Origin of the sequence: Aquincola sp. J276, assembly GCF_024700035.1 — a bacterium.
Classification (GTDB): domain Bacteria; phylum Pseudomonadota; class Gammaproteobacteria; order Burkholderiales; family Burkholderiaceae_C; genus Aquincola; species Aquincola tertiaricarbonis.
Window position 1 is genome coordinate 345,735 of the sequence record NZ_JAJONC010000001.1, and the last position, 24,823, is coordinate 370,557.

Consider the following 24,823-nt stretch of genomic DNA (forward strand, 5'->3'; position numbering starts at 1 on the left):
CGTCGGTGCTCACTGGTCGTCCAGCCGCTGCGGCGGGAAGCTGTCCCAGCTCAGGCAGGCCGGGCATTGCCAAAAATAGTGCTGCGCCTCGAAACCACAAGCGGCGCAGCGGTAGCGGTGCATGGGCTTGGCCGCCTGCTCCACCGCCTGCCGCAGCCCGGCGCGCGCGGCGTCGCCCCAGGGCGCGGGCGGCAGCTGCATCAGCGCGGTGGCCGCGGCAATCGACGGATGCTGGCCCAGGTGCTGCGCCATGCGCTGCACGGCATCGGCCTCATGCCCCGGGGGATCCAGCAACGCCAGTGCCTGCAGCAGCTCGATGCCGGGATGCCGCTCGTACAGGCCCAGCAGCACCGTGCGCGCGGTGTCGGCCTGGCCGCTGGCCAGGGCGCTGCGGGCCCAGTCGCGGGCGATCAGGCTGAAGGTGGCCGGATGCCGCGCGCGCAGGTCGTTCCATACCTGCACCGCCTCGGCATGGCGGCCCAGGCGCGCCAGGCGCTGGCCGGCCAGCACATAGGGCCGCGCGGCCGTGGGCGAGGCGGTCATGGCACGCTGCAGGCAGGCTTCGGCTTCCTCGGGCTGGCTGCGTTCGTCGGCCTCGATGGCCAGCTCGCACCAGTAGTGCGCGATGCGCGAGGCGAAGGAGCCGGTCCCGCCTTTTTCCAGCTTGGCGGCGACGTCGGCCGCCGCACGCCAGTCGCGCGAGCGCTCATGCAGCGACAGCAGGGCCAGCCGGGCCTCGGTGTCAAAGGGCGTGCCTTCGAGTGCGCGATAGGCCTCCTCGGCGCGGTCGAACAGCCCGGCCTTCATGAAGTCCTGGGCCAGCGCGTACTGGGCGCGCTCGCGGTCGGCCTGCGGCAGGTCGCCACGGTTCAGCAGGTGCTGGTGCACCCGCACCGCGCGCTCGAACTCGCCGCGGCGGCGGAACAGGTTGCCCAGCGCGAAGTGCAGCTCCGAGGTGTCGGGGTCGTTCTGCACCGCTTCGATGAAAGCATCGATGGCCTTGTCGTGCTGCTCGTTCAGCAGCAGGTTCAGGCCCTTGAAGTAGGCCTTGGGCGACTCCTGCTGCTCACGCTTCCATTGGCGCAGGTCGAAGCGCGAGGCCGCCCAGCCCAGTGCAAACATCACCGGCAGGCCGAGCAGCAACCACTGCAGGTCAAAGTCCATCGCGCGGGGGATGCTCGGGCAGGAAGTCGGAAGGCGGGGGCACGCTGGCCGGCACGGCGGCCGGCGCGGGTGCCAGAGGCTCGGGGCTCACGCGGCGGGCCACGCGGCGGTGGCGCCACCAGCTGGGCACCATCGCCAGCACGCCAATGGCACAGCCGGCGGCAAAGGCGATCAGCACGATGATGACCATCGGTGCGCGCCATTCCACACCGAAGAACCAACGCACCGCGGCCTCCTGCTGGTTGTTCAGCGCAAAGGCGAAGAGGGCGAAGAAGACAAAGGCTCGGATGAGCCAGACGAGAAAGCGCATGGCCGGCGGATTCTAGCCACGCGTTCCAGGGGCGCCGGCGGGGTGCACGGCCGTGTGTTGCACAAAGAAAAACACGGCCCGAAGGCCGTGTGGTGTGCTTGCGCGAGCCGCGTTCAGCGCGTGAGCGCCGGCTCGTCGTCGGGCGCGTCCGCCGCCGTCGAGGCCAGCGGCACGTTGGCGTCCACCGCTTCGCGCAGCGCCTTGCCCGGCTTGAAGTGCGGCACCAGCTTCTCGGGGATCACCACCTGCTCGCCGCTGCGCGGGTTGCGGCCCACGCGGGGCGGCCGGCGGTTGATCGAGAAGCTGCCAAAGCCGCGGATCTCGATGCGGTGACCGCGCGCCAGCGCATCGGACATCGCATCGAGCATGGTCTTCACCGCGAACTCGGTGTCGCGTTGCGTCAGCTGGCCGAAGCGTTCGGCCAGCGCGGCAACGAGGTCGGACCGGGTCATGCGCGAAAAACCAGGCGGCCGTCAGGCATCAACCGTTGTTCTGGTTGTCCAGCTTGGCGCGCAGCAGGGCGCCCAGGCTGGTGGTGCCGGCCGATTCACGCTCGCTGGTCTGCGACAGGCGCTGCATGGCTTCCTGCTGGTCGGCAGAGTCCTTGGCCTTGATCGACAGCTGGATCGAACGCAGCTTGCGGTCGATGTTGATGATCATGGCGTTGACTTCGTCGCCTTCCTTCAGCACGTTGCGCGCGTCTTCCACACGGTCGCGGCTGATCTCGGAAGCACGCAGGTAGCCGGTCACGTCGTCGGTCAGCTGGATCTCGGCGCCGCGGGCGTCCACCGTCTTCACCTTGCCGGTGACCAGGGCGCCCCGGTCGTTCAGCGTGGTGAAGGTGGCGAACGGGTCACCGTCCAGCTGCTTGATGCCCAGCGAGATGCGCTCGCGCTCGACGTCCACGGCCAGCACGATGGCTTCGACTTCCTGGCCCTTCTTGAAGTTGCGCACGGCCGCTTCGCCCGGCTCGTGCCAGGACAGGTCGGACAGGTGCACCAGGCCGTCGATGCCCTGGGCCAGGCCCACGAACACGCCGAAGTCGGTGATCGACTTGACCGGGCCCTTGACGCGGTCGCCACGCTTCACGTTGGAAGAGAACTCTTCCCACGGGTTGGCCTTGCACTGCTTCATGCCCAGGCTGATGCGGCGCTTGTCTTCGTCGATCTCGAGGACCATGACTTCGACTTCGTCGCCCAGCGACACCAGCTTGCTCGGGCTGACGTTCTTGTTGGTCCAGTCCATTTCCGAGACGTGCACCAGGCCTTCGATGCCCGGCTCGATCTCGACGAACGCACCGTAGTCGGCGATGTTGGTCACCTTGCCGAACAGGCGGGTGCCCGTCGGGTAGCGGCGGGCCACGCCCATCCACGGGTCGTCGCCCAGCTGCTTGATGCCCAGCGAGACGCGGTTCTTCTCGGCGTCGAACTTCAGGACCTTGGCCTGGAGCTCTTGGCCCACCGTCACCACTTCGCTCGGGTGACGCACACGGCGCCAGGCCATGTCGGTGATGTGCAGCAGGCCGTCGATGCCGCCCAGGTCCACGAACGCACCGTATTCGGTGATGTTCTTGACCACGCCGTTGACGATGGCGCCTTCGCGCAGCGTTTCCATCAGCTTGGCGCGTTCCTCGCCCATCGAGGCTTCGACCACGGCGCGGCGCGACAACACGACGTTATTGCGCTTGCGGTCGAGCTTGATGACCTTGAACTCCATGGTCTTGCCCTCGAACGGGCTCATGTCCTTGACCGGACGCGTGTCGAGCAGCGAGCCGGGCAGGAAGGCGCGGATGCCGTTGACCAGCACGGTCAGGCCGCCCTTGACCTTGCCGTTCACGGTGCCGGTCACGAAGTCGCCGGATTCCAGCGAGTTCTCGAGCGACAGCCACGAGGCCAGGCGCTTGGCCTTGTCGCGCGACAGGATGGTGTCGCCGTAGCCGTTTTCGAGGGAGTCGATCGCGACGGACACGAAGTCGCCGACTTCGACCTCGACCTCGCCCTGGTCGTTCTTGAATTCTTCGATGGGAACGTAGGACTCGCTCTTGAGGCCTGCGTTGACCACCACGAAGCTGTGCTCGATGCGGACGACTTCCGCGGAGATCACCTCGCCGGCGCGCATGTCGCGCTTCTGGAGGCTTTCCTCGAACATGGCGGCAAAGGATTCGCCGCCGGTGGTGGCAGATTGCATTTCAGACATGGAGTTTCCTGGGAGCCGGCCGAGGAGGGGAGAGATCGAAAGCGATCTGCAAGGGGGCCGGCAGAGAGTGCAACGGAGGTTGCGGTTACGTTGAACAAACCGCCACCCGGCGCAGCCTGTGCGCTGCTGGGGTGGGTGGCGGCACCCGAAAAGCCTGCCGGTTATGCGCCGAAAGGCCGGCGCCGTTCCCACCAATCCAGCACCTGGGCCACGGATTCATCCACGGTCTGGGCTGAGTTGTCGAGCAGCAGCGCATCTTCGGCGGGCTGCAGCGGTGCGATGGCACGGGTACGGTCCCGGGCGTCGCGTGCTTCCAAGTCTGCGCGAAGGTCGTCGATATTAGACGATAAACCCTTGGAAATCAACTGCTTATGCCGCCGCTCGGCCCGTGTGGCGGCGCTGGCGGTGAGAAACACCTTCAGCAACGCATCGGGAAAGATCACCGTGCCCATGTCGCGGCCGTCGGCCACCAGGCCCGGCGCCCGGCGGAAGGACACCTGCAGCGCATACAGCGCCGAGCGCACGTCGCCCAGCGCGGAGATCTTCGACGCCCGGCTGCCCACGTCCTCCCGGCGAAGCTCGTCGCTCACTTCCTCGCCATCGAGGAACAGCCGCGGGCCGTCGAAGCGCAGGTTCAGCCGGGCGATCACCGCGGCGATGCCCGGGCCGTCGCTGTCGGCCACGCCCTGGCGCAGCGAGGCCAGCGCCGCCACGCGGTACAGCGAGCCCGAATCGAGGAAGTGGTAGCCCAGCGACGCCGCCAGCGTGCTGGCCAGCGTGCCCTTGCCGGAGGCGGTGGGTCCGTCGATGGTGATCACCGGCACCTGCTCGCGCGGGGCATGGGCCAGCTCGAACAGCGCCTCGAAGTAGTCGGGGAATGTCTTGCCGACGCACTTCGGATCGAGGATGCGCATCGGCAGGCCGTTGAAGGCCGCCAGCGACAGGCACATCGCCATCCGATGGTCGTCGTAGGTGTGGATGGCCGCGGGACGCCACAGCACTGGCGGCCGCACCTCCAGGAAGTCGTCGCCTTCGACCACCTCGGCGCCCACCTTGCGCAGTTCGTTGGCCATCGCGGCAATGCGGTCGGTCTCCTTCACGCGCCAGCTGGCGATGTTGGTCAGCCGCGTCGGGCCGTCGGCATACAGCGCCATGACCGCCAGCGTCATCGCGGCGTCGGGGATGTGGTTGCAGTCCAGCGTGATGGCGCGCAGCGGCCAGGCGCCGCGCCGCACCTCGATGCGGTTGGCCTCCATGCGCACGTCGGCGCCCATGGCCTGCGCGGCTTCAACGAAGCGCACGTCACCCTGGATGGAGGCACTGCCCACGCCATCGATGCACACCGGCGCGTCCACTGCGGCGATGGCACCCAGCGCGACGAAATACGAGGCAGACGACGCATCGCCTTCCACATGCACCGCGCCCGGCGAGCGGTAGCGGCTGCCGGCGGGGAGGGTGAAACGCTGCCAGCCGTCACGCTGCACCTGGATGCCGAAGCGCGCCAGCAGGTTCAGCGTGATCTCGACATAGGGCTTGGAGATCAGCTCGCCGTCGACCTCGATGACGATGTCGCGGCCCGGCGTGGAATCGGTGGCGCCGCTGGCCAGCGGCAGCGCCAGCAGCAGCGCGGTGAGGAACTGGCTCGAGACGTCGCCGCGCACCCGCACCGCGGTGGCGGTGCGCAGGGTGCCCTTGGCGGTGCCGGCCAGCAGCAGCGGCGGGTAGCCGTCGGTGCCCAGGTAGCGGATGTCGCAGCCGAGTTGCCGCAGCGCATCCACCAGGTCGCCGATGGGCCGCTCATGCATGCGGGCGACGCCGCTCAGCTCGAACTGCCCGCCCTGCGTGGCGGCCAGCACCGCCAGCGCGGCGGCCAGCGGACGCATGGCGGTGCCGGCATTGCCCAGAAACAGCGCAGCCTGGTGCACTGGCAGCTGGCCGCCGATGCCGGTCACGCGCAGGGTGGCGCCTTCCTGCTCGATGCCGCAGCCCAGGGTGCGCAGCGCGTCGATCATCACCCGCGTGTCGTCGGAATCCAGCAGATCGTGCACCAGCGTGCTGCCTTCGGCCAGGCCGGCCAGCAACAGCACGCGGTTGGAGATGCTCTTGGAGCCAGGCAGACGGATGGATCCGGACGCCTTGGCGAGCGGGGGCAGGTCGAGGAAGGGGATGGCGAACACGAACGCGGCGGCTTGGAGGCGGTAGGGCGTGGAGGAGGGGAGCGCTCAGCGCGCCGGCGGCAGGGCCACCGGGGCGGCGGGGCGCGGGCTGTTCATCTGCCAGGCGGCGCGGCCTTCGGAGGCGCTGCGGATCAGGTCTTCCAGCGCCTCGGCATTGCCGGAGCGGATCACATGCTCCAGCGCATCCAGCGCATGGCGGAAGCGCATCGACTGCTTCAGCGTCTCTTCCCGGTTGGCCAGCAGGATATCGCGCCAGATCGTCGGATCGCTGGCGGCGATGCGGGTGAAATCCCGGAAGCCCGGCCCGGCCAGCGACAGGAAATCGTCGCCGCCCGGCTGCTTGGCCACTGCGCTGAAGTACGCGAAGGCCAGCAGGTGCGGCAGGTGGCTGACGGCGGCGAAGGCGGCGTCATGGTTCTCGGGCGACATGCGCAGCACCTGCGCCCCGATGGCGGCCCAGACGTCGGTGGCCTTCTGCACCAGGGCCGCGTCGGTCTGCGGCAGCGGCGTGAGGATGACCTGGCGGCCGACGTAGAGGTCGGCGTCGGCATGGGCGATGCCGGCCTTTTCCTTGCCGGCGATGGGATGCGCCGGCACGAAGCCGCCGATGCGCTCCTTCAGTGCGCGGCGCGCGGCATCCACAACGTCGCGCTTGGTGGAGCCCACGTCCATGAAGAGCACGCCCGGCTCGACGAGGTGGCGGATGGCCTTGAAGGTGGCTTCCGTGGCCGACACGGGCACGGCCAGCAGCACGATGTCGGCGCCGGCCACCGCCAGCAGTGCCGACTCGGCGGCCACGTCGATGGCGCCGGCCCGGCGGGCCCGCTCGGTGGTGGAGGGCGACTTGCTGTAGCCCACCACATGCTTCACCAGCCCGGCGCGCTTCAATGCCAGCGCGAACGAGCCGCCCATGAGGCCGCAGCCGATCAGGCCGAGTTGCTGGAACATGGTCAGTGGCTGTCGAGCGGGTAGGTGCCCAGCACCTTGAAGAAGTCGCATACCTCGCGCAGCTCACGCATGGCCGCGGCCACCGGCGGATCCTCCGGATGGCCTTGCAGGTCGACGTAGAAGTAGTACTCCCACTGGCCCGAGCGGGCCGGGCGCGACTCGAAGCGGGTCATCGACACGCCGTGGCGCTTCAGCGGCACCAGCATGTCGTGCACGGCGCCGGGCCGGTTGACCACCGACACCACCAGGCTGGTGCAGTCGTGCCCCGAGCGGCTGGGCTGCGGATGGCGGTCGGGGTGGGTGACCACCGCGAAGCGGGTGCGGTTGTGGGGATCGTCCTGGATGGCGCGGCCCACCACATGCAGGCCGTATTCGCTGGCGGCGCGCTCGCTGGCGATGCCGGCCAGCTTCGGGTCGGTGCCGGCCAGGCGCGCGCCCTCGGCATTGCTGGCCACCGGCCGGCGTTCCACATGCGGCAGGTGGTTGCTGAGCCAGCCGTGGCACTGCGCCAGCGCCTGCGGGTGGGCACACACCGCCTCGATGCCTTCCAGCGAATCGACGCTGCGCAGCAGGTTCTGCCGCACCATCAGGCTGGTCTCGCCGATGATGAACAGCGGCGTGGTGAGGAACAGGTCCAGCGAGCGCGTGACCACGCCCTCGTTCGAGTTCTCCACCGGCACCACGCCGAAATCGGCCGCGCCCGAGGTGGTGACATGGAACACCTCGTCGGCATTGGCACACGGCACCCGCACGATGGAAGCGCCGAAGTAACCCAGCGCCGCTTCCTCGCTGAAGGTGCCGGCCGGGCCGAGGTAGGCCACGCGCATCGGCGTTTCCAGCGAGCGGCAGGCCGACATGATCTCGCGCCAGATCGGGGCCACGCTGTCCGAGCGCAGCGGGCCGGCGTTGATGCGCTTGAGGCCGTCGATCACCTGCGCCTCACGCTCGGGGCGAAAGACCACCGAGCCTTCCTTCTTCTTGATCTCGCCCACCGCCAGCGCCAGCGCGGCGCGGCGGTTCAGCAGCGCCAGCAGGTCGCGGTCCAGCGTGTCGATCTGGTGGCGCAGCGCCAGCAGCTCCGGCGGCGTGGAAGAGGAGGGTTCGGCCATGTCGAGCGGGATGGAAGGTTTACTTGGCGCCGCTGGCCTTGCCGGCGGCGGGCCGGGAAGCCTCGGTGGCGGGCGCGCTGATGCCCAGCGTGCTGCGCACCTTGGACTGCAGCGCCTGCAGCTTGGGGTCCAGCGCGGGTGCCGCTTCCACGATGAGCTTCTGCGCGAAGGCGTTCTGGATCTCCGGCGCCACCTGCTGGTACTTCTTGTTCACCGGCGACTCCAGCCAGGCCAGCAGCGCCTTCAGCTCCTCCTCGGTGAACTTCTCTTCCATCTGCGCGCCCAGGGTGCTGGGCGCCAGCTTCATCGCGCGGTCGCGCAGCACCGGCACCGCCTCGTCGACGAACTTGCGCACGTCGGCCTCGATCTGCTTGCCGGTGGCTTCGCGCTTGTCGGCCGGCAGCTGCTGCAGGGCGTTACCCGCGGCCTGCATCATCTGCAGCGCGGGGCGCTCGGCGATGCTCTTGGCGATGTTCTCGATGGCGGGTTGCTGGGCCGCGAGGATCTTGTCCACCAGCTGTTTCTTGGTCTGCGCGTGCGCGCCGACCGCGGCGACCACCAGGGCCGCCATCAGCAGGGTCTTCTTCATCAGGTGTTCTCCTCAGGGGCGGCGGCATCGCCTTCGCCCGGGGTTTCGATGTTGGCGTCGTTCTCGACGATGCGTTGCAGGCCCGACAGCTTGGTGCCGTCGTCCAGCGCGATCAGCGTGACGCCTTGCGTGGCGCGGCCGAGCTCACGAATCTCGGAGACCCGGGTGCGCACCAGCACACCCTTGTCAGTGATCAGCATGATCTCGTCCTCGGGGCGCACGAGGGTGGCTGCGACCACCTTGCCGTTGCGCTCGCTCTGTTGGATGGCGATCATGCCCTTGGTTCCCCGGCCGTGCCGGGTGTACTCGACGATCGAGGTGCGCTTGCCAAAACCGTTCTCGGTGGCGGTCAGCACGCTCTGCAGTTCGTCCTCGGCCACCAGCATGGCGATCAGGTTTTGCCCCGGCTCCAGCGCCATGCCGCGCACGCCGCGGGCCTGGCGGCCCATCGGGCGCACGTCGTCCTCGTCGAATCGCACGGCCTTGCCGGCGTCGGAGAACAGCATCACGTCGTGCTTGCCGTCGGTCAGCGCGGCGCCGATCAAATGGTCGCCTTCGTCGAGGTCGACCGCGATGATGCCGGCCTTGCGCGGGTTGCTGAATTCGTCCAGCGCCGTCTTCTTCACCGTGCCCAGCGCGGTGGCCATGAAGATGTAGTTGTCGGCCGGGAAGGTGCGGAACTCGCCGGTCAGCGGCAGCACCACGGTGATCTTCTCGCCAGGCTGAAGCGGGAACATGTTGACGATCGGCTTGCCGCGGCTGGCGCGACCGCCTTGCGGCACCTCCCATACCTTCAGCCAGTACACGCGACCGCGGTCGCTGAAGCACAGGATCCAGTCGTGCGTGTTGGCGATGAAGAGCTGGTCGACCCAGTCGTCTTCCTTCGTGGTGGTGGCCTGCTTGCCGCGGCCGCCGCGTCGCTGCGCGCGGTATTCGCCGAGCGGCTGGCTCTTGATGTAGCCGCTGTGGCTGAGCGTCACCACCATGTCGGTGGGCGTGATCAGGTCCTCGGTGCCCAGCTCCTGCGCGTTGTGCTCGATCACGCTGCGGCGGGTGCCTACCTTGGTCTGGCCGAACTCCTGCTTCAGCGCGGTGAGTTCCTCGCTGATGAGGAAGGTCACGCGCTCCGGCTTGGACAGGATGTCCAGCAGGTCGGCGATCTGCGCCATCACGTCCTTGTACTCGCCGACGATCTTGTCCTGCTCCAGCCCGGTCAGGCGCTGCAGGCGCATCTGCAGGATTTCTTGGGCCTGGTCGTCGGACAGGCGGTACAGGCCGTCGTCCTGCATGCCGTAGTCGGCGGGCAGGCCCTCGGGGCGATAGGCGGCGCGGCCGCCGGGGGTGTCACTCTCGGCGCGGGCCAGCATCTCGCGCACCAGCGACGAGTCCCAGCTCTTGCTCATCAGCGCCGCCTTGGCCACCGGCGGCGTTGGCGAGTTCTTGATCGTCTCGATGAACTCGTCGATGTTGGCCAGCGCCACGGCCAGGCCTTCCAGCACGTGGCCGCGCTCGCGTGCCTTGCGCAGCGCGAACACCGTGCGGCGCGTCACCACTTCGCGGCGGTGCTCCAGGAAGTACTCGATCAGCTGCTTCAGGTTGAGCAGGCGCGGCTGGCCGTCCACCAGCGCCACCATGTTCATGCCGAAGCTGTCCTGCAGCTGCGTCTGCTTGTACAGATTGTTCAGCACCACCTCGGGCACTTCGCCGCGCTTGAGCTCGATCACCACCCGCATGCCGGACTTGTCGCTCTCGTCCTGGATGTGGCTGATGCCATCGATCTTCTTGTCGTGGACCAGCTCGGCGATGCGCTCGAGCAGGGTCTTCTTGTTCACCTGGTACGGAATCTCGTCGACGATGATCGACTGGCGCTGGCCGCGGTCGATGTCCTCGAAGTGGCACTTGGCGCGCATCACCACCTTGCCGCGGCCGGTGCGGTAGCCCTCGCGCACACCCGTCAAGCCGTAGATGATGCCGGCGGTGGGGAAGTCGGGCGCCGGGATGATCGACATCAGTTCGTCGATCGTGGCATCCGGGCTGCGCAGCAGGTGCAGGCAGGCGTCCACCACCTCGTTCAGGTTGTGCGGCGGGATGTTGGTGGCCATGCCCACCGCGATGCCGCCCGAGCCGTTGACCAGCAGGTTCGGCAGCCGCGTGGGCAGCACCAGCGGCTCCTTCTCCGAGCCGTCGTAGTTGGGTCCGAAATCGACGGTTTCCTTGTCGATGTCGGCCAGCAGTTCATGGGCGATCTTCGACAGCCGGATTTCGGTGTAACGCATCGCCGCGGCGTTGTCGCCGTCGATCGAGCCGAAGTTGCCCTGGCCGTCCACCAGCATGTGGCGCATGGAAAAGTCCTGCGCCATCCGCACGATGGTGTCGTAGACCGACTGGTCGCCGTGCGGGTGGTACTTACCGATCACGTCGCCGACGATACGGGCCGATTTCTTGTAGGGCCGGTTCCAGTCGTTGTTCAGCTCGTGCATCGCGAACAGCACGCGCCGGTGCACCGGCTTCAGGCCGTCGCGTGCGTCGGGCAGGGCGCGCCCGACGATCACGCTCATCGCATAGTCGAGGTAAGAACGCCGCATCTCCTCTTCGAGGCTGATGGGCAGGGTTTCCTTGGCGAACTGGGTCATGGGGGCGGCAAACGCGGGCGGCGCGGGTGCGCCGTGACCTGTGGGATGAGACGCGGGATTCTAAGCGGCAGTGCTTTGTCGCTCGAAAGCAACACAGGCGTTACCTCCCGGCCGGGCAGTTGCCAAAATGGGGCCAGCCGAGCGCCGTATGGCACAATCCTTCGCGTCGGTGGTGGCGCTTGACAAACAAGGCGCTTGCCAAGTTATACGCTTCCGAATTTGGACGTTACGCAGCACAACTGCGGCTTTCCTTGAGAGGAGAATCAATGAAGAAACTGAACACCGTGGCGGTGCTGTTCGCATCGGTCGCGCTCGCCGCTCCGCTGTCGACGGCCTTCGCCCAAGCGCAGACGAACGACAATTGGCGCAATGCCGACGGTACCGTCTGGAAGAACGGCACCAACGAACTGTGCTGGCGCGATGCCAACTGGACCCCCGCCACGGCGGATCCCAGCTGCGACGGCGCGCTGAAGCCGGCCGCTCCGGCTCCGGCTCCGGCTCCGCAGGCTGCCCCGGCACCCGCTCCGGCTCCCGCCCCGGCACCGGTCCGCCCGGCTCCGGTCAGCGAAAAGGTCACCTACGCCGCCGACGCCTTCTTCGACTTTGACAAGTCGGTCCTGAAGCCGGAAGCCCGCGCCAAGCTGGACGACCTGGTCAGCAAGACCGGCGGCATCAACCTGGAAGTCATCATCGCCGTGGGTCACACCGACTCCGTCGGCAGCGATGCCTACAACCAGCGTCTGTCGGTGCGTCGCGCCGAAGCCGTGAAGACCTACCTGGTCTCCAAGGGCGTCGAGAAGAACCGCGTCTACACCGAAGGCAAGGGCGAAAAGCAGCCCGTCGCCGATAACAAGACCGCCGATGGCCGCGCGAAGAATCGCCGCGTGGAAATCGAAGTGGTTGGCACGCGCAATAAGTAATCGGTTCTCCGGTTCTTAAACAAACCCCGCTCCGGCGGGGTTTGTCATTTGTGCGGCAAGTATCTCCAGTTGGGTCGCGGTAGGATGTAAATCATGATGAATGCCGATCCTCAAGAACTGGCCAAATTCAGCGAGCTGGCCCATCGCTGGTGGGATCCCGAGAGCGAATTCAGGCCGCTGCACCAGATCAATCCACTGCGGCTGGGTTGGATCGAACAGTCCGTTCCGGTGGCCGGCAAGAGGGTGCTGGACGTCGGCTGCGGCGGCGGCATCCTGGCGGAGTCGATGGCCCAGCGCGGCGCCAAGGTGCTCGGCATCGACCTGGCGGACAAGCCGCTGAAGGTGGCCCAGCTGCATGCGATGGAGTCAGGCGTCGACGGCGTGGAGTACCGCCAGGTGGCCGCCGAGGCGTTGGCGGCGGAGCAGCCCGCCAGCTTCGACGTGGTGACCTGCATGGAGATGCTGGAACATGTGCCCGATCCGTCGTCGGTGGTGCGTGCCTGCGCCACCTTGGTGAAGCCGGGCGGCTCGGTCTTCTTCTCCACCATCAACCGCAATGCCAAGGCCTTCCTGTTTGCCATCGTGGGCGCCGAGCATGTGCTGCAGTTGCTGCCCAAGGGCACGCATGAATATGCCAAGTTCATCCGCCCCAGCGAGCTGGCGCGCTGGTGTCGCGAGTCGGGGCTGCTGCTGGGCGAGACCAAGGGCATGGAATACAACCCGCTGACGCGCCGCTACTGGCTGTCGGCCGACACCAGCGTGAACTACCTGGTGGCGTGCCGGAAGCCGCTGGCATGAGCGTCCGCGCCATCCACACGGTGCTGTTCGACCTGGACGGCACGCTGATCGACAGCGCGCCCGACCTGGCCGGTGCCGTCAACAGCCTGCGGGAACGCAAGGGCCTCGCGCCGGTGCCCTATGCACGCCTGCGGCCCATGGTGGGCACCGGTGCGCGCGGCATGATCGGCGCCGCCTTCGGCCTCCAACCGGGCGACGAGGGCTTCGACGCGCTGCGCGACGAGTTCCTGGCGCTGTACGAGCGCAACCTGCTGCAGCACACCCGGGTGTTCGAGCAGATGGTGCCGGTGCTGGACGCCCTGGATGTGGCGGGCCTGCGCTGGGGCATCGTCACCAACAAGGCCGAGCGCTTCACGCTGCCTGTGGTGCAGGGCCTGGGCCTGGACGTGCGTGCGGGCGCGGTGGTGTGCGGCGACACTACGCCGCATGCCAAGCCGCATCCCGCGCCCTTGCTGGAGGCGGCGCGGCGCATCGGCGCCGATCCGTCCGCATGTGTTTACGTCGGCGACGACCTGCGCGACGTGCAGGCCGGCCGCGCCGCCGGCATGGCCACGTTGGCCGCGGCCTGGGGATACCTCGGCCAGGGCGACGCGATCGGCAGCTGGGGTGCGGATGGCTTGATCGATATGCCCGGCGAGCTCTTGAAATGGCTGGACCTGGCTTAAACTACGCAGTCCTGGGGCCGACCTGGTTTCGACGTGGGTACGGATCCGGCGCAGGGCATGCCGAGCACCAGTTCGCTCGTAAAACCACTGGAAACAAAGTAACTGCGAACGACGAACGTTTCGCCCTCGCCGCTTAACACCGGTGAGCCTCTCAACGGTTGGCCGATGGGCCGGGCTGAAGGTCGCAAGATCCTAGGCTGAGAGGTCATTCACATTGGCTGGTTCTGGGCCGGGTCACTCGGTTCAGGACGAGATTAAGTGACTGGCGTGAAAGGTAGCGTGCTGCTGCGCGACCTGAGCGTGAGACTCCAAATCAGTCAGCTACGCATGTAGAACTGTCCGGTGATGGTTCGCGGACGGGGGTTCGATTCCCCCCGGCTCCACCAAACCACGATCAAGGCTCCGTCGGTGACGACGGGGCCTTTTTCTTTTCCATCCGCAACTGTACTTTCGTCTGAATCTGGACTAGATTCACCGTCATGTACAAATCTGGATGGGCATTGTGACCGCGCTCCCTGCCTCGCAATCCGCCGCGCCCGACATCACCGAGCAGCAAATGGCCGCCGCAGGCTTGCGGGCCTTCGAGCGCATTGCCGCCTTGTGGGGCTTGTCGGTGGACGAGCAGTTGGTGTTGCTGGGCAGCCCCGGCCGGTCCACGCTGTTTGCCTGGCGCAAGCAGCCGGACAAGGCCCACCTGTCGCGCGATACCCTGGAGCGGCTGTCCAACCTGCTGGGCATCTACAAGGCGCTGCAGATCCTGCTGCCCGACACCGCGGCGGCCGACGCCTGGGTGCGCCAGCCCAACACGGCCACGCCGTTCGGCGGCCGCAGCGCGCTCGACCGCATGCTGGCGGGCAACCTGAGCGACCTGACCGCGGTGCGCCAGTACCTGGACGCGGTGCGCGGAGGCGGATGGTCGTGACTGCAGTACGCCGCATCCGCTGGGCGCAGGCCTGCCGGATCGTGCCCACCCGCCATCCCTCGGTGTACCTGTTCGACCGCGTGGCCGGTCCCGATGATTTCGATGCGCTGTATGCGCTGGAATCGATGACCAATGACCGCGTGCGCGACGAAGTGGGGCAGATCCACCTGGTGCCGCCGCAGGACCGCATCTTCGGTCCCGGCACCGGGCCGATCATGGCCGCCTTCACCCACCTCAATCCGCTGGGCAGCCGGTTTTCCGACGGCAGCTTCGGCGTGTTCTATGCGGCTGCCGACCGTGCCACCGCGGTGGCCGAGACGCGCTACCACCATGGCCGCTTCCTTGCGGCCACCGCGCAGGGGCCGATGCACCTGCCGATGCGGCTGTACAAGGTGAGCATCGACGCCCGCCTGCACGACCTGCGGCCTGACGACGCGGCGCCCGAAGCCGTCTACCACCCGGATGACTACCGCGCTGCCCAGGCCCTGGGCCGGCAGCTGCACGACCAGGGCTCGGCCGGCGTGGCCTACCGCAGCGTGCGCCATCCCGGCGGGCAGTGCGTGGGCCTGTTCAAACCCACCGGCGCACGCGGCTGCGTGCATGCGGCCGTGCTGCTGTATGCCTGGGACGGCAAGGCCTTCACCGACGTGTACGAAAAGGTGGAATGAACACGCAGCGCCTGGCCTGGCTGGATGCGCTGCGCGGCGCGGCCATCGTGTGGATGATGGGCTTCCACCTCAGCTTCGACCTGCACCAGTTCCGGCTGATCCCGGCGCAGGACTTCTACGATGACCCGTTCTGGACGCTGCAACGCACCGCCATCGTCAGCCTGTTCCTGCTGTGTGCCGGCGCGGGCCAGGCAGTGGCGCTGCGGCAGGGCCAGGTTCCGGGCCGCTTCTGGCGGCGCTGGCTGCAGGTGGCGGCTTGCGCGGTGCTGGTCTCGGTCGGCTCCGCCTGGATGTTTCCGCGCAGCTGGATCAGCTTCGGCGTGCTGCATGGCATTGCGCTGATGCTGCTGGTGCTGCGCGCCACGCTGCGGCCCCGCTGGCTGTCCGCGCCGTGGCTGCCTGCGCTGCTGTTGGCGGCCGGCGCACTGGCGGTGCTGGCACCGCTGGTGATCCAGCATCCGTTCTTCGACAACCGCTGGACCAACTGGGTGGGCCTGGTGACCCGCAAGCCGGCCACCGAGGACTATGTGCCGCTGCTGCCCTGGCTGGGCGTGATGCTGTGGGGCGTGGCGGCCATGCTGTGGTGGCTGCGGCGGCCACAGGCGCCTGTGCAGCGGCCGCTGTCCGGCTGGGCCCGGCCGCTGGTGTGGCTGGGGCGCCGGCCGCTCACCGTGTACATGCTGCACCAGCCGGTCTTCATCGGCCTGCTGACGCTCCTGCAGCGGGCTTGATGCAGGGCAAAGGCGTCGCGGGCCGCCTGCGCATACTCGTTGCGTCAACCGCAGGAGTACGCGATGAAGATCCTGATCGCCGCCGATGGCAGCCCCTACACCAAGCGCATGCTGGCCTACGTGGCGGCGCATGACGAATGGCTGGGCCCGCAGCACGAATACACCGTGCTGCACGTGGAGCCCACCTTGCCTCACAATGCCGCCCACATGCTGGGCCGCGAGGTGTGCGAGCGCTACTACCGCGACCAGGCCGCCGAGGTGCTGGACCCGGTGCGCAAGTTCTTCGAGCAGCAATCGCTGAAGGCCAGCTTCCTGTCCAAGATCGGGCCCTCGGCCGCGACGATTGCCGAAGCGGCCGACCACGGCAGGTTCGACATCCTGATGATGGGCTCGCATGGCCACGGCGCACTGGCCAGCATGGTGTTGGGCTCCGTCACGGCCAAGGTGCTGGGGCTGTGCAAGGTGCCGGTGCTGATCGTGCGCTGACCGCGCGCAGGGTGCCCGCCGCCGCGGGTCGTACCATGCGGGCATGAGTTCCAAGGTCCTGTTCGGCTTCCATGCCGTCACCGTGCGCTTGAAGACGGCTCCGTCGTCCATCAGCGAGATCCACGTCGATTCCACCCGCCGCGACGCCCGCATGCGGCAGTTCGTCGAGCGCGCCAAGGAGGCCGGCGCCAAGCTGGTGGACAGCGACGACGAGCGCCTGTCGCGCATCGGCGGCACCACCCGCCACCAGGGCGTGGTGGCCAAGGTGAGCCCGCTGGTGCAGCAGCACAGCCTGGACGACGTGCTGGACCAGGTGCCCGGCGATCCGCTGGTGCTGGTGCTGGATGGCGTGACCGACCCGCACAACCTGGGCGCCTGCCTGCGCGTGGCCGATGGCGCCGGTGCCCATGCGGTGGTGGCCCCGCGCGACCATGCCGTGGGCCTCAATGCCACGGTGGCCAAGGTGGCCAGCGGCGCCGCCGAGACCGTGCCCTACCTGATGGTGACCAACCTGGCCCGCACCCTCAACGAGCTGAAGGACCGCGGGCTGCGGATCATCGGCACCAGCGACGATGCCGAGCGCACGGTGTACGACGTGGACCTCACCGGCCCGGTGGCGCTGGTGCTGGGCGCCGAGGGGCCCGGCATGCGGCAGCTTACGCGCAAGACCTGCGACGAGCTGGTGCGCATCCCGATGCGCGGCGCGGTGGAGAGCCTGAACGTCTCCGTCGCCTCCGGCGTGTGCCTGTACGAAGCCCTGCGCCAGCGCGGCGGGGCGGGCGGCTCCGGTGCCTGAAGCCGCCGTGCGCGTGCTGCGCGAGCGCATCGCCCGCGCGTCCCGCGTGTGCGTGCTCACCGGCGCGGGCATGAGTGCCGAGAGCGGCATTCCCACGTTCCGCGATGCGCAGACCGGCCTGTGGGCCCGCTTCGATCCGATGCAGCTGGCCAGCGAACCGGGCTTCCGGGCCGATCCGCAGCTGGTGTGGGACTGGTACCAGCAGCGGCGCGAAGGCGTGCGCCGCGCGCAGCCGCATGCAGGCCACCAGGCACTCGCGGCCTTTGCGCAGCGCCGGCCGGGCGTGCTCACGGTGGTGACCCAGAACGTGGACGACCTGCACCAGCGCGCCGGCCTGGACGGCGTGCTGCGGCTGCACGGCGACCTGCTGCAGGACCGCTGGCTGGCCCCCAGCCGCCACATGCCGCCCTGCGACCTGCGGCAGGCGCTGCCCGGTCATCCGCCGCGTTGCGCGCAATGCGGCAACCTGGTGCGGCCGGGCGTGGTGTGGTTCGGCGAAGCACTGCCGGCCGATGTCCTGGCCGACGCCGAGGACGCCGCCCGCGGCTGCACGGTGATGCTGGTGGTGGGCACCTCCGGCGCAGTGTGGCCGGCGGCCGGGCTGGCCGGCATCGCCCGCCGCGCGGGCGCCTGGGTCGCCATCGTCAACCCGGCCGCCACCGAGATCGACGGCGATGCCGACGAGCACCTGGCCGGCACCGCCGCCGGGCTGCTGCCGCGCCTGCTGGCGGCCTGAGGAACGCCTGAACGGCGGTTGATGGACGCTGGAAGGCCGATGGACGGCCGAAGAAGCGCCGCCTTATTCCAGCGCACCCACCTCGCGCAGGCCGCCGTCGGCTTGCCGCTTGAGCACGATCATCTCGCCCGACGAGGTGCTGCGCCCCGTGAGGGCCTGGATGTTGACCTGGTGCGTCACCGCCAGCAGCACGCCGGGGCCGCGCCAATCGGCGATCACGCGGCGTGCGGCGGCGGTGACGTCGTCGCTGCTGGTTTCGGAGCGAAAGGTGCTGCCGAAGGCGGGATCGGCCACGACCGGACCCAGGTCCAGCAGCCGGGCCGTCTCCAGGCAGCGGCACCACGGCGAGCTGAGCAGCTTGCCCACCTTCACACCCGCCGCACGCAGCCGCTGGCCGGCCGCGCGGGCATCGGCGCGGCCCTCGTCGTTCAGGTTGCGCTGGGTGCTGCAGTCGCCGAGCTTGAAGCCGGCCGGGTCGCCCACGCCCGGCGCCCGTGCATGCCGCATCAGCACCACCGTGCCCGGCTCCCGCAGTGCGGCCAGCGCGGCCTGCGGATCGGCATGGGCTGGCAGGGCAGCCAGGGCGCCGGCGGCAGCCAGCAGCAGGACGAGGACGCGGCGGTGTGGAAGGCGGTGCGGCATGCGCGCGAGGGTAGGGCCTGCCGCATGGCCGCACTTCCGCCTCGGGTTTGGCGGCAGGCCGGGCTGGCGCCTTGGCACGAAGCTCGCTAAAACCCCGGCATGCCCGTCATCCAGATCGCCCATCCCCTGGTGCGCCACAAGATTGGCCTGCTGCGCGAGGCCGGCATCACCACCAAGGACTTTCGCGCCCTCACGCAGGAGCTGGCCCGGCTGCTGGCCTACGAGGCCACGGCCGACTTCCCGCTGTGCAAGGTCACGCTGCCCTGCTGGAGCGGCCCGGTGGAGGTGGAGCAGATCCAGGGCCGCAAGGTGACGGTGGTGCCCATCCTGCGCGCCGGCCTGGGCATGCTGGACGGCGTGCTGGACATCGTGCCCGGCGCCAAGGTGAGCGTGGTGGGCCTGTCGCGCAACCACGAGACGCTGCAGCCCGAGCGCTACTTCGAGAAGTTCGTCGGCCACCTGGAGCAGCGCACCGCGCTCATCATCGACCCGATGCTGGCCACCGCCGGCTCGATGATCGCCACCGCGCAGCTGCTGAAGGACCGTGGCTGCACCGACGTGCGGGCGCTGGTGCTAGTGGCCGCGCCCGAGGGCATTGCCGCGCTGCAGGCTGCGCACCCCGACGTGCGCTGCTGGACGGCCGCCATCGACAGCCACCTGGACGCCAACGGCTACATCATTCCCGGCCTGGGCGACGCCGGCGACAAGCTCTTCGGCACCAAGTTCGAAGACACCGTGTGAACCCGCGCTGACGCCAGCACGCCCGGTGGCAAGATGGGCCGGTGCCCACTGCCCGGAGAGTGCCCATGCGCATCCTGCTGCCCGTCGACGGTTCCGCGCGTTCGCTCGATGCCATCCACCATGGCCTGCGCCTGGCGCGCGATGGTCTGCAGGCCAGCTTCCTGCTGCTGAACGTGCAGGAACCCACCCACCTGTACGAAGTGCTGATGCTGCGCGATGCCGATGCCCGCGCCGCCGCCGCGCGCGAGGCGGGCGAGAGCGCGCTGCAGTCGGCGCAGGCGCTGCTGGACGCGGCCGGCCTGGCCTACGAAGTGGAGATCACCACCGGCGATCCGGCGCAGCAGATCGTGGAGGTGGCCGAGCGCGAGCAATGCGACGCCATCGTGATGGGCACCTTCGGCCACGGCGCGTTGAGCGAGGCGCTGCTGGGCTCGGTCTCGCAGGAGGTGCTGCAGCATGCCGGCGTGCCGGTGACCATCGTTCGCCATGCGCCGCCGGCCGAGGCACCACCGGCCACCGGCCCGGACGAACTGCCCGACGAAGGCTGATGCCGGGCGAGGCGCTATCCTGCCGGGCTCCGTGAACCAGCCGACCCTGGAGCCGTTTTTCCATGACACGTGTTTTCAACTTCAGCGCCGGCCCGGCCGCGCTTCCTGAACCGGTGCTGCGCGAGGCCGCGGCCGAGATGCTGGACTGGCACGGCTCGGGCATGTCCGTCATGGAGATGAGCCACCGCGGCAAGGAGTTCATCGGCATCCTGGCCGAGACCAAGGCGCTGCTGGTCGAGCTGCTGAACATCCCGTCGAACTACAAGGTGCTGTTCATGCAGGGCGGCGCCCTGGGCCAGAACGCCATCCTGCCGATGAACCTGCTGCGTGGGCGCCAAAGCGCCGACTACGTGCACACCGGCGAGTGGTCGAAGAAGTCGATCGAGGAAGCCGGCAAGTACTGCACTGCGCGCGTGGCCGCCACCGCCGAAGGCAGCCGCTTCACGCACGTGCCGAAGCAGGACAGCTGGCGGCTCGACCCCGATGCCGCCTACGTGCACATCTGCAGCAACGAGACCATCGGCGGCGTGGAATACCACTGGACGCCCGACACCGGCGACGTGCCGCTGGTGGCCGACATGTCCAGCAACTTCCTGAGCAAGCCGGTGGACGTGAGCCGCTACGGCCTGATCTATGGCGGCGCGCAGAAGAACATCGGCCCGGCCGGCCTCACGCTGGTGATCGTGCGCGACGACCTGCTGGGCGGCGCGCTGCCCATCACCCCGCAGGTGTTCGACTACAAGCACCTGGCCGACAACGATTCGATGATCAACACGCCGCCCTCCTACGCGATCTACATCGCCGGGCTGGTGTTCAAGTGGATCAAGGCGCAGGGCGGGCTGGAAGGCATGGCCCGCCTCAACCAGGCCAAGGCCAGCCTGCTGTACGGCGCGATCGATGCCAGCGGCTTCTACACCAGCCCGGTGGCGCGCGAGGACCGCTCGCTGATGAACGTGCCCTTCCGCCTGTCCGACCCGTCGCTCGACGCCGCGTTCCTGAAGGGCGCCGAGGCGCGCGGCATGGTGCAGCTCAAGGGCCACCGCGTGGTGGGCGGCATGCGCGCGTCCATCTACAACGCGGTGCCGCTGGAGGCGGTGCAGGCGCTGGTGGACTACATGAAGGAGTTCGAGGCTGAAAAGGGCTGAGCACGGTGCCCCCAAGCTCGCTGCGCTCGCTGCCCCCCAGGGGGCGCATTCAGCCTTGGGGCGGCCCGGCGGCTGAACGTGGCGCCCCCAAGCTCGCTGCGCTCGCTGCCCCCGAGGGGCGCATTCAGCCTTGGGGCGGCCCGGCGGCTGAACGTGGAGCCCCCAAGCTCGCTGCGCTCGCTGCCCCCAGGGGGCGCATTCAGCCTTGGGGCGACCCGGCGGCTGAATGCTATGTCTTGAACTGCAGCAGCCGCGCGATGTCCCGCGAGGCCTGCAGCAGCAGCGGCAGGAAGCGTTCGACCATCACCGCCGGCGGCGTGCGGTTGGCCTGGCCGCTGATGTTCAGCGCGGCGATGGTGCGGCCGGTGCGGTCGACGATGGGTGCGGCCAGCGAGACCAGGCCTTCCTCCAGTTCCTGGTTCACCAGGCACCAGCCCTGCCGCCGGGTTTCCTCCACCAGCGCCACCAGGGCTTCCAGCTCCACCACGGTGCGCGAGGTCCAGGGCAGCCGCTCGCGCGAGGCGAGCCGGGCCCGCGCTTCCTCGGGCGGCAGGCCAGCCAGCAGCACCCGGCCCATCGAGGTGCAGAAAGCCGGCAGCCGGCTGCCGATGCCCAGGTTGATGCGCATGATCTTGTGCGTGGGCACCCGCAGCACGTACACCAGTTCGGCGCCGTCCAGCACCGCGGCCGAGCAGCTCTCCTTCACCTCGGCCACCAGGGTTTCCATCACCGGCTCGGCCAGGTTCCACAGCGGCAGCGACGACAGGTAGGCAAAGCCCAGGTCCAGGATCTTGGGCGTGAGGCGGAACTGCCGGCCCTGCGCCTCCACGTAGCCCAGGCCTTCCAGCGTGAGCAGGATGCGGCGCGCGCCGGCGCGGGTGAGGCCGGTGCGGGTGGCCACCTCCGTCAGCGTCTGCGTCGGGGCCTCGGCGCTGAAGGATCGGATGACCGCCAGCCCGCGGGCGAACGACTGCACATAGGTGTCGCCGGGCTTCGGGCGCTCGGCGGCATCGGCCTGGGCAGCAGGGGCGGGGGAGGGCGGCAGGTCGGGCATCGAAGGGGCGGGCGGGCGGCTCGCCGCGGGCGTTGCGGGCGGCGCATTATCGGCAGCGCCGCTTCGTTACCATCGCGCCCGTTTCAACCACCTCATGCCAGAGACAGGAGCCACCATCATGGCCATGGACGTCGTCGACTACGAGATCAAGGGCGCCGAAATGCAGTACGTCGAGGTCGAGCTCGACCCCGGCGAAGCTGCCATCGGCGAAGCCGGCAGCATGATGTTCATGGATGCCGGCATCGGCATGGACACGGTGTTCGGCGACGGCTCCAAGAGCCAGGGCGGCTTCTTCGGCAAGCTGCTGGGCGCGGGCAAGCGGCTGGTCACCGGCGAATCGCTGTTCACGACCATCTACACCAACGAGGCCAACGTCAAGCGCCGCATCGCCTTCGCTTCGCCGTACCCCGGCAAGATCATGGCAATGGACCTGAGCCGCCTGGGCGGCACGCTGATCTGCCAGAAGGACGCCTTCCTGTGCGCTGCGCGTGGCGTGTCGCTGGGCATCGCGCTGCAGCAGAAGCTGTCGGTCGGCTTCTTCGGGGGTGAAGGCTTCATCATGCAGAAGCTGGAAGGCGACGGCCTGGCCTTCGTGCACGCCGGCGGCACCGTGGTCAAGCGCGAGCTGCAGCCCGGCGAAACCCTGCTGGTGGACACCGGCTGCGTGGTGGCCTACACGCCCAACGTCAGCTTCGAGATCCAGTACGTGGGCAAGATCAAGACGGCGCTGTTCGGCGGCGAGGGCCTGTTCTTCGCCAAGCTCACCGGCCCCGGCACCATCTGGCTGCAGAGCCTGCCGCTGTCGCGCCTGGCCTCGCGCATCTTCGCCGCGGCACCGCAGCGCGGCGGCGCGCGGGAAGAAGGTTCGGTGCTGGGCGGCGTGGACGCCGGCGGCCTGCTGGGTGGCATCCTCGGCGGCGGGGACGACGAGTAGACGGCGGGTGCCCGGCAGGGCGCTCCGCCTACACTAGCGGGTTGCATAACGGCAGCCCGTTTCCGGGTGGTGCGTCTTGAAAGTCATTCCTTCGGCCCGGCCGCTGTGCCGGCGAACGTTCCTGGCGGCGGGTGCCGCGGCCGGCCTGGCCAGCGCCGGGGTGCTGCCCGGTGCGGCCATCGCCCAGCCGGCCACCCCGCCGGCCAAGGCGGGTCCCATCTTCGTGCTGAACTCGCTGGACGCCAGCGTCAGCGTGATCGATCCGGCCAGCTTCACCGAGATCCGGCGCCTGCCCACCGGCAAGGAGCCGCACCACCTGTACCTGACGCCCGATGAGAAGTCCGTCATCGTGGCCAATGCGCTGAGCGACTCGCTCACCTTCATCGATCCCGTCAGCGGCCTGGTGCAGCGGGTGGTGACCGACATCATCGATCCCTACCACCTGCGCTTCTCGCCGGACATGAAGTGGTTCGTCACTGCCGCCAACCGGCTGAACCACATCGACCTGTACCGCTGGCAGCCGGCCGACGCCGCGCAACCGCTGGCGCTGGTCAAGCGCGTGGCCGCCAGCCGCACGCCCAGCCACCTGGCCATCGACAGCCGCAGCAGCGTCATCTATTCGTCGATGCAGGACAGCGACGAGCTGATGGCCATCGACATCCACACCCAGGCGCCGCGCTGGAAGGTGCCCATCGGCAAGATGCCGGCGGATGTGTTCCTCACCGCCGACGACCGCACGCTGCTGGTGGCGCTGACCGGCGACCAGTTCGTCGAGGCCTATGACGTCACCGGCGCGCAGCCGCGGCTGGTCAAGCGCATCAAGACGGCGGCCGGCGCCCATGCCTTCCGCGCCCGCGGCGACCGGCGGCATGTGTTCGTCAGCAACCGGGTGGCCAACACCATCAGCCTGCTGGACACCCAGTCGCTGAGCGTGGTGGAGCACTATCCCGCGCCCGGCGGCCCGGACTGCATGGAGATGCTCAACGACGGCCGCACGCTCATGGTGACCTCGCGCTGGGCGCGCAAGCTCACCTTCATCGACATCACCCGGCGCGAGGTGGTGCGGCAGGTGCCCGTGGGCAAGTCGCCGCACGGGGTGTGGACGCTGGCCCATGCGAGCCGCATCTAGCCGCAGCGGCCTGCGCCTCCTGGCCGCCGCGGCGGCGTTGGCCGCTGCGGGCACGGCGGCCGCTGCCGGCTGCGCCAAACCGGTCTACCTCACGTTCGACACCGGCCACATGGGCGTGGCGCCGCTGGTGGCCGAGGTGCTGGCCCGCCACGGCGTGAAGGCCACCTTCTTCCTGGCCAACGAGCGCACCCGCACCGACGGCAGCAGCCTGGACGACGAATGGGCGCCCTGGTGGAAGGCGCGCGCCGCCGAGGGCCATGCCTTCGGCTCCCATACCTGGGACCACCTGGTGTGGCAGGCCGACACCGCCGCCGGCCTGCGCCTGCGGCCCACCGCCGGGCCGGATGCCGGCAAGACGCTGACGCTCACGCCCGCGCAGTACTGCGCCGAGCTGCGCCGGCCTGCCGAGCGCTTCCAGGCGATGACCGGCCAGGCGATGCTGCCGCTGTTCCGCGCGCCGGCCGGCCGCACCTCGCCGGCGCTGCTGGCCGCGGCCAAGGCCTGCGGCTTCACCCACGTCGGCTGGTCGCCGGCCGGCTTCCTGGGCGACGAGCTGCCCAGCGACAAGTACCCCAACGACAAGCTGCTGTCCCAGGCGCTGCAGAAGGTGCGGCCGGGCGACATCCTGCTGGCGCACCTGGGCATCTGGTCGCGCCAGGACCCTTGGGCGCCGGCCGTGCTGGAGCCGCTGGTCACCGGCCTGCAGGCCCGCGGCCTGTGCTTCGCCACGTTGCGCGAGCATCCGCTGTATGCCGCCGCGGCCGCGCCGCGTTGACCTGTCC

The 24,823-nt window shown here is 69.0% G+C and carries 26 protein-coding genes and 1 other RNA gene; 16 read left to right on the forward strand and 11 right to left on the reverse strand.

Translation table 11 applies throughout. The features are described 5' to 3' along the window. Positions 1-9: 9 nt before the first annotated feature. The 9 genes from lapB to gyrA all read right to left on the reverse strand — a co-directional run bounded on the left by lapB (position 10) and on the right by gyrA (position 11,126). Entirely contained in the window at positions 10-1,164 is a 1,155-nt protein-coding gene (gene lapB / locus LRS14_RS01695) for a lipopolysaccharide assembly protein LapB (protein WP_257798351.1), read from the reverse strand. After that, positions 1,154-1,474 (reverse strand): lipopolysaccharide assembly LapA domain-containing protein, encoded by a 321-nt coding sequence (locus tag LRS14_RS01700; protein ID WP_046113517.1) that lies wholly within the window; start codon positions 1,472-1,474, stop codon positions 1,154-1,156. The genes lapB and LRS14_RS01700 overlap by 11 nt, the downstream gene beginning before the upstream one ends. A 113-nt stretch (positions 1,475-1,587) precedes the next feature. Beyond that, positions 1,588-1,926, reverse strand: coding sequence for an integration host factor subunit beta (locus LRS14_RS01705; RefSeq protein ID WP_046113518.1), 339 nt, complete (start codon positions 1,924-1,926; stop codon positions 1,588-1,590). Positions 1,927-1,954: 28 nt separating this feature from the next. Beyond that, positions 1,955-3,670, reverse strand: coding sequence for a 30S ribosomal protein S1 (gene rpsA, locus LRS14_RS01710; protein ID WP_198156945.1), 1,716 nt, complete (start codon positions 3,668-3,670; stop codon positions 1,955-1,957). Between the two features lie 161 nt (positions 3,671-3,831). Continuing rightward, positions 3,832-5,847, reverse strand: a complete 2,016-nt coding sequence (locus tag LRS14_RS01715) for a bifunctional 3-phosphoshikimate 1-carboxyvinyltransferase/cytidylate kinase (protein ID WP_257798353.1) — start codon at positions 5,845-5,847, stop codon at positions 3,832-3,834. A gap of 45 nt (positions 5,848-5,892) precedes the next feature. Then, positions 5,893-6,795 (reverse strand): prephenate dehydrogenase/arogenate dehydrogenase family protein, encoded by a 903-nt coding sequence (locus tag LRS14_RS01720; RefSeq protein ID WP_257798354.1) that lies wholly within the window; start codon positions 6,793-6,795, stop codon positions 5,893-5,895. A 2-nt stretch (positions 6,796-6,797) separates the two neighbouring features. Continuing rightward, positions 6,798-7,904, reverse strand: a complete 1,107-nt coding sequence (gene pheA / locus LRS14_RS01725) for a prephenate dehydratase (protein WP_046113522.1) — start codon at positions 7,902-7,904, stop codon at positions 6,798-6,800. Between the two features lie 19 nt (positions 7,905-7,923). Continuing rightward, the gene (locus LRS14_RS01730) at positions 7,924-8,493 is read right to left on the reverse strand and encodes a DUF2059 domain-containing protein (RefSeq protein ID WP_257798355.1); all 570 of its coding nucleotides are present in this window, start codon (positions 8,491-8,493) and stop codon (positions 7,924-7,926) included. Then, positions 8,493-11,126: a DNA gyrase subunit A gene (gyrA, locus tag LRS14_RS01735; protein WP_257798356.1), complete on the reverse strand. Its 2,634-nt coding sequence runs from the start codon at positions 11,124-11,126 to the stop codon at positions 8,493-8,495. Before gyrA ends, LRS14_RS01730 begins: the two co-directional genes overlap by 1 nt. A gap of 266 nt (positions 11,127-11,392) precedes the next feature. Between gyrA and ompA the strand changes: the two genes are divergently transcribed. The 10 genes from ompA (at position 11,393) to LRS14_RS01785 (ending at position 17,848) form a co-directional block, all read left to right on the forward strand. Next, positions 11,393-12,046 (forward strand): outer membrane protein OmpA, encoded by a 654-nt coding sequence (gene ompA, locus LRS14_RS01740; RefSeq protein WP_046113525.1) that lies wholly within the window; start codon positions 11,393-11,395, stop codon positions 12,044-12,046. Between the two features lie 93 nt (positions 12,047-12,139). Next, positions 12,140-12,844, forward strand: coding sequence for a bifunctional 2-polyprenyl-6-hydroxyphenol methylase/3-demethylubiquinol 3-O-methyltransferase UbiG (gene ubiG, locus LRS14_RS01745; RefSeq protein ID WP_046113526.1), 705 nt, complete (start codon positions 12,140-12,142; stop codon positions 12,842-12,844). Continuing rightward, positions 12,841-13,509, forward strand: coding sequence for an HAD-IA family hydrolase (locus tag LRS14_RS01750; RefSeq protein WP_257798357.1), 669 nt, complete (start codon positions 12,841-12,843; stop codon positions 13,507-13,509). Before ubiG ends, LRS14_RS01750 begins: the two co-directional genes overlap by 4 nt. A gap of 13 nt (positions 13,510-13,522) precedes the next feature. Next, positions 13,523-13,895, forward strand: a transfer-messenger RNA (tmRNA) gene (gene ssrA / locus LRS14_RS01755). Positions 13,896-14,002: 107 nt separating this feature from the next. Next, the gene (locus LRS14_RS01760) at positions 14,003-14,431 is read left to right on the forward strand and encodes an MbcA/ParS/Xre antitoxin family protein (protein WP_046113528.1); all 429 of its coding nucleotides are present in this window, start codon (positions 14,003-14,005) and stop codon (positions 14,429-14,431) included. Next, positions 14,422-15,099 (forward strand): RES family NAD+ phosphorylase, encoded by a 678-nt coding sequence (locus LRS14_RS01765; protein WP_046113529.1) that lies wholly within the window; start codon positions 14,422-14,424, stop codon positions 15,097-15,099. Before LRS14_RS01760 ends, LRS14_RS01765 begins: the two co-directional genes overlap by 10 nt. Beyond that, positions 15,096-15,830: a DUF1624 domain-containing protein gene (locus LRS14_RS01770; RefSeq protein WP_257798358.1), complete on the forward strand. Its 735-nt coding sequence runs from the start codon at positions 15,096-15,098 to the stop codon at positions 15,828-15,830. The genes LRS14_RS01765 and LRS14_RS01770 overlap by 4 nt, the downstream gene beginning before the upstream one ends. Before the next feature lie 63 nt (positions 15,831-15,893). Then, entirely contained in the window at positions 15,894-16,316 is a 423-nt protein-coding gene (locus LRS14_RS01775; protein WP_046113531.1) for a universal stress protein, read from the forward strand. A 43-nt stretch (positions 16,317-16,359) separates the two neighbouring features. Further along, positions 16,360-17,112, forward strand: coding sequence for a 23S rRNA (guanosine(2251)-2'-O)-methyltransferase RlmB (rlmB, locus tag LRS14_RS01780; RefSeq protein WP_257798359.1), 753 nt, complete (start codon positions 16,360-16,362; stop codon positions 17,110-17,112). Next, positions 17,105-17,848 carry an NAD-dependent protein deacylase gene (locus LRS14_RS01785; RefSeq protein WP_046113533.1) on the forward strand — a complete coding sequence of 248 codons (744 nt, stop codon included), beginning with the start codon at positions 17,105-17,107 and terminating at the stop codon, positions 17,846-17,848. The genes rlmB and LRS14_RS01785 overlap by 8 nt, the downstream gene beginning before the upstream one ends. A gap of 63 nt (positions 17,849-17,911) precedes the next feature. Here LRS14_RS01785 and LRS14_RS01790 read toward each other — a convergent pair whose 3' ends face one another. After that, complete coding sequence (locus LRS14_RS01790) at positions 17,912-18,490, reverse strand: histidine phosphatase family protein (protein WP_257798360.1); 579 nt, start codon at positions 18,488-18,490, stop codon at positions 17,912-17,914. Between the two features lie 99 nt (positions 18,491-18,589). On the opposite strand from LRS14_RS01790, the gene upp reads away from it, so the two are divergent. From upp to serC, 3 genes are all read left to right on the forward strand, one after another. Beyond that, positions 18,590-19,231, forward strand: coding sequence for a uracil phosphoribosyltransferase (gene upp, locus LRS14_RS01795; RefSeq protein WP_046113535.1), 642 nt, complete (start codon positions 18,590-18,592; stop codon positions 19,229-19,231). A 65-nt stretch (positions 19,232-19,296) separates the two neighbouring features. Further along, complete coding sequence (locus LRS14_RS01800) at positions 19,297-19,779, forward strand: universal stress protein (RefSeq protein ID WP_257798361.1); 483 nt, start codon at positions 19,297-19,299, stop codon at positions 19,777-19,779. A gap of 62 nt (positions 19,780-19,841) precedes the next feature. Further along, positions 19,842-20,924 carry a 3-phosphoserine/phosphohydroxythreonine transaminase gene (gene serC, locus LRS14_RS01805; protein ID WP_257798362.1) on the forward strand — a complete coding sequence of 361 codons (1,083 nt, stop codon included), beginning with the start codon at positions 19,842-19,844 and terminating at the stop codon, positions 20,922-20,924. Between the two features lie 229 nt (positions 20,925-21,153). Here the strand turns inward: serC and LRS14_RS01810 are convergent, their stop codons facing one another. After that, a complete protein-coding gene (locus tag LRS14_RS01810) occupies positions 21,154-21,978 on the reverse strand; it encodes an IclR family transcriptional regulator C-terminal domain-containing protein (RefSeq protein WP_046113538.1) in 825 nt (274 codons plus the stop codon). A 118-nt stretch (positions 21,979-22,096) separates the two neighbouring features. On the opposite strand from LRS14_RS01810, the gene LRS14_RS01815 reads away from it, so the two are divergent. The 3 genes from LRS14_RS01815 to LRS14_RS01825 all read left to right on the forward strand — a co-directional run bounded on the left by LRS14_RS01815 (position 22,097) and on the right by LRS14_RS01825 (position 24,816). After that, a complete protein-coding gene (locus tag LRS14_RS01815) occupies positions 22,097-22,912 on the forward strand; it encodes a TIGR00266 family protein (protein WP_257798363.1) in 816 nt (271 codons plus the stop codon). Between the two features lie 160 nt (positions 22,913-23,072). Then, a complete protein-coding gene (locus LRS14_RS01820) occupies positions 23,073-24,041 on the forward strand; it encodes a hypothetical protein (protein ID WP_046113627.1) in 969 nt (322 codons plus the stop codon). Beyond that, positions 24,025-24,816 (forward strand): polysaccharide deacetylase family protein, encoded by a 792-nt coding sequence (locus LRS14_RS01825; RefSeq protein ID WP_257798364.1) that lies wholly within the window; start codon positions 24,025-24,027, stop codon positions 24,814-24,816. Before LRS14_RS01820 ends, LRS14_RS01825 begins: the two co-directional genes overlap by 17 nt. The last annotated feature ends 7 nt before the right edge of the window (positions 24,817-24,823 follow it).